At 74.3% G+C, this 3,725-nt stretch carries 5 protein-coding genes; 2 read left to right on the forward strand and 3 right to left on the reverse strand.

Annotated features, from left to right (window positions below):
* Positions 1-780 (reverse strand): iron transporter (locus GJ634_RS14495; protein WP_157503559.1); only part of this gene is annotated, 780 nt, incomplete at its 3' end.
* Complete coding sequence (locus GJ634_RS14500; RefSeq protein ID WP_157503560.1) at positions 773-2,044, reverse strand: Tat pathway signal protein; 1,272 nt, start codon at positions 2,042-2,044, stop codon at positions 773-775. The genes GJ634_RS14495 and GJ634_RS14500, both read right to left, overlap by 8 nt.
* Positions 2,045-2,146: 102 nt before the next feature.
* Here GJ634_RS14500 and GJ634_RS14505 point away from each other — a divergent pair, with 102 nt between their 5' ends.
* Both GJ634_RS14505 and GJ634_RS16290 read left to right on the forward strand, forming a co-directional pair.
* Positions 2,147-2,938 carry a hypothetical protein gene (locus GJ634_RS14505; RefSeq protein ID WP_231737059.1) on the forward strand — a complete coding sequence of 264 codons (792 nt, stop codon included), beginning with the start codon at positions 2,147-2,149 and terminating at the stop codon, positions 2,936-2,938.
* Entirely contained in the window at positions 2,938-3,249 is a 312-nt protein-coding gene (locus GJ634_RS16290; RefSeq protein WP_231737060.1) for a hypothetical protein, read from the forward strand. Before GJ634_RS14505 ends, GJ634_RS16290 begins: the two co-directional genes overlap by 1 nt.
* On the opposite strand, the gene GJ634_RS14510 is transcribed toward GJ634_RS16290, so the two are convergent.
* Positions 3,238-3,725, reverse strand: a 488-nt coding sequence (locus tag GJ634_RS14510; RefSeq protein WP_157503561.1) for an ArsR family transcriptional regulator, incomplete at its 5' end; no start/stop codon positions are given. The two genes, GJ634_RS16290 and GJ634_RS14510, sit on opposite strands and share 12 nt — an antisense overlap.

Consider the following 3,725-nt stretch of genomic DNA (forward strand, 5'->3'; position numbering starts at 1 on the left):
GCCCGCGAGGTCGCCGAACTCCCCGGTCGTGGCGACCACGAGTTCGGCGCCGCCCGTCTCGCCCGTGCCGCGCACCGAAATCGGGAATTCCTCGGCGCTCGGCGCCTGCGAGAGGGTCGCGCTCTGCATGTCCATCGGGTCGACAGCGCCCTCGGAGCCCTCGCGGTCCGCGGGGATGTCCTCGAACGGGAGGTCGTCGAGGGTCGCGCGGTCGAACGTGAACGAGAAGTCGAACTCCACGCGGTCGGTCGAGGCCGACTCGGCGCTCGACCGGCGCGTCGTCGGCGGGACGACGCTGACGGTCACGTCGTAGTTGCCCTCCGGGCCGAGTTCGACGTTGTCGCCGTGGTGGACGCCCATCTGCTGGGAGAGCATCTGCCACGGCGTCAGCGACGACGTCTCGCTCTCCGGGCCGGTGTGTTCGATGGTCACGTTCGCCTCCGGCAGCACCAGCCCCGACTCGGCGTCCCAGACCGACGCCATCAGGTGGACGTCGTCCTCGCCGCGGACGTTCACGCGGTCGGTGTCGCTCCCGCGCACCAGCCAGAAGCGGTGCGGGAACGTGTACGACAGCGCGCAGCCGTACCGGCCCCGCGTCTGCATCCCCGCCATCTCCATGCCTTCGACGTGCGAGGGGACGTAGGCGGCGTCCGGACGGTTCTCGGGGAGCGGCGGCTCGCGGGTCGCGCGCTCGGTCTCGAGGAAGCCCAGACAGCCCGCGGTCGCGGCGAGGCCGCTCGCGCCCGTCGCCGCGAGGAACGCGCGGCGGCTCCTACGCATCGCCGCCCTCCGGGGTGGGGAGCGCGCGCCGCGACCGCGGCGGCAGCAGGTAGTTGCCGCGGTGGGTGACCGAGAGGTACTGGCGGATGCCGTTGTTCTGCGTGCGGCCGACCGGCGTCTCCCCGCTGACGTCGTCGGCGTTCATCGCCTCGCGGGTGCGCTCGAAGTCCGCGATCTCGCGCTGGAGCGCGAGGAAGTGGACGCCCGCGTGGCCGCCGTCCGTCGAGTCGAAGTCCCGCCGGAGGATGACGGGACGGCCGTCCTCGCGGACGCGCTGGAACTTCTGGGCGTGCCCGACGACGCCGCGCTCGCTGCCCGTCTCCACCGGGTCGCCGCAGTCCTCGAGCTGGGGGCTGTCCCCGAGGTTCTCGCCCGTACCCTCGACGACGCCGCCGTCGGCGTGCGCGGGACAGAACATCTGCGCGACTCTGGACTCCCGGTCGTCCTGCTCGTACCACTGCGTGAGGTTCAGGTCGATGTGGGAGGCGTGCTGGGTGGTGCCGCCCGCGAACGGCCCGGACTCGATGGTGACGCGGTCCTCGGTCGCCTGGCTCTTCTCGAACCCCGACTCGAAGCCCATGTAGAACGGCGCGTCGTCGGGGACGGGCTCGGAGTCCGGGACCCCGTCCGTGTCCTGGTGCTCTGCGGGGAGGCCGTCGCCGACGAACCCGGAGCGCCGGTCCGCGACCGAGAAGGCGTCCGTGAGCGCGGCCTCCACGTCGACGCCGTTCGCGGTGTCGCGGTTCCCGCGCACCGCCTCCTCGGCTTCGAGGACCGCGCTGGCGTGGTCGCTCGCGAGGTGGAGGATGGCGTCCGGGGCGTCAATTTTCGGGTCCTCGAGGTCCGAGAGCGCGCGCGGCTCGGGGAGGTGGACGGAATCGGGCAGGGCGGCGTCGAAGCGCTCGAAGTACGCCGGCGAGTAGCCGAGCGTGAACAGCACGCCGTCGTTCGACCACTCGTAGGCGCGCTCGAGCGTCCGGAGCGCGGCTTCGACGGTCTCGCGGTCCGCGGCCGACGGCTCGCCGTCGAGGTCGAGGTGGACGAGCGCGTGGTGGCGCGGCGGCACGACGTTCCCCGCGTCGTCCCGCGAGAGGGCGTCGTTCCACGCGTGCTGGCGCTCGGGCAGCGCGGCCGGGTCGTCGACGCCGGCGGGAATATCGGCGTCCTCGCGGTCCATGCAGGCGGCCAGCGCGCTCGCGCCGCCGATGGCGACCGCGGACTTGAGGAACGCGCGGCGGCTCACGCCGCGGGAGTCCGGGAGCATACCCGCGACTAGCGGCGTCACGCGAAAAGCCGTTCTGGTGCGCCCGTCGAATTCGACGCGCGGACCACAACCCGCAAGCCGCTCCGCTCCCGAGGGGCGAGTATGCACCCGCTCCGCGCCGCCGGTCGCGCCGGCGGCAGCCTCGTCGCGGTCGCCGCGCTCGCGAGCCCGGCCGCCGCCCACTCCGGCACCACGCACGCCGGCACCCCGCACTGGCTGCTGTTCGTCCTCGCGTTCGCCGGCCTCGCGGGCGCCGCCGGCACGCTGGCCGCGTTCCGCCGCGGCCGCGTCGACGGCACCACGGCCGCCGCCGCGGGGTTCACCGCCGTGCTCGCCGGCGGCTTCGGCCTCGTCGGCCTCGTCGAGTTACAGGTCGTCGCCGACACCGGCCCACAGATTCGCTCGGTCTACCCCACGGCGAGCCTCCTCATCGGCGCCGCGATGGCGGTCGGCAGCCTCGTCGTCGGCCGCCTGCGGTGGCCCGAGCGCCCGCGGTACACCGCGCTCGGCCTGCTGCTCGCGGCGTGGGTCGTCTACCCCATCCTGCTGCCGAACGGCGGCACCTACCACCCGCTCGGCTACGTGCTCGTAGCGACCGTCGTCTTCGCCGTCGGCTACGTCGTCCGGCGGGACGCGTGGGCCGTCCTCCAGAGCCTCCGCCGCGACCGCCGGCCGCTCGCCGCGAGCGCGCTCGCCGGCGGCCTGTTCACGGTGTTCTTCGCGTTCTCCGCGGGCACGGTCACGGTCAACCCCGACCCGGGCGCGGCGCGCCGACGGACGCGACCGTGCTCTTCTTGCCGGTCGCCGACCCGCTCGTGGCGTGGCCCGCCGTCGAGTTCGTCTTCCCGTCGGTCCCGGTCGCGGGGTTCGTCTCCGTCGGGACGCTCACGCTGATGGCGCTGCTCGGCGGCCTCGTCGCGGCGAACGTCGGTGTGCTCGTCCAGCAGGCCCGCGCGCAGCGGGCGGCCGGCGGCAGCGCGTCCGCGCTCGGGATGGTCGCGACCACCGGCGCGACCGCCTGCTGTTGCTGTGCGCCGGCGTTCTACGGCGTGCTCTCGGTGGTGTTCGGCGCCGCAGCCACGCCCGCGTACTGGGCGTTCATGGACCCGACGTCGCCCGTCGGCGGCGTGTTCTTCTCGGCGAGCGTGCTGCTGATGCTCGGGAGCCTCGTCCGCGCCACCGGCGGCGGCCGGTCACTCCAGTAGGTCGTCGAGGAGGCGCTCGAAGCGGTCGACGAACCTGTCGGCCGCGGAGGGGTTGACGGCCGCGAGCAGGCGGGCGGTCGCCTCTGGGCGCGCGAGCTCGAGCGTCACGCGGTTGCGCTCGTCGCGGCGCTTGTCCACGACGTCGCGGTCGGTGAGTTCGTCGAGGTGGTGTTCGAGCGTGGAGCGCGCGACCCCGACGCCGTCGGCGACGTCGGCGGGCCGCGACGGCCCCTCGTCGAGGAGGTAGTAGAGCGCGTCGCGGGCGGTCTCGCGGCGCGCGAGCGCGACGACGCCGCGCTCCCAGTCGCCGTATTCGGGCGGGAAGTAGTGGGTGCGCCCGGCGACGCGTTCGACCGCGAGGTCGCCCGCGCGGACGAGCCGGCGGGCGTGGTACTGGACCTGTCCGGGCGCGAGGTCCGTCGCGCGGACGACCGCGTTGAAGTGGACGCCGGGGTCCTCGCGGACGTGCGCGGCGA

The organism is Halobacterium sp. CBA1126 (genome assembly GCF_009741975.1).
Classification (GTDB): domain Archaea; phylum Halobacteriota; class Halobacteria; order Halobacteriales; family Halobacteriaceae; genus Halobacterium.

What these genes read in the sequence shown, in the direction of transcription:
- GJ634_RS14500 (WP_157503560.1), bottom strand. Translation starts at nt 2,044, where the DNA reads ATGCTCCCGGACTCCCGCGGCGTGAGCCGCCGCGCGTTCCTCAAGTCC.
- GJ634_RS14505 (WP_231737059.1), top strand. Translation starts at nt 2,147, where the DNA reads ATGCACCCGCTCCGCGCCGCCGGTCGCGCCGGCGGCAGCCTCGTCGCG.
- GJ634_RS16290 (WP_231737060.1), top strand. Translation starts at nt 2,938, where the DNA reads ATGGCGCTGCTCGGCGGCCTCGTCGCGGCGAACGTCGGTGTGCTCGTC.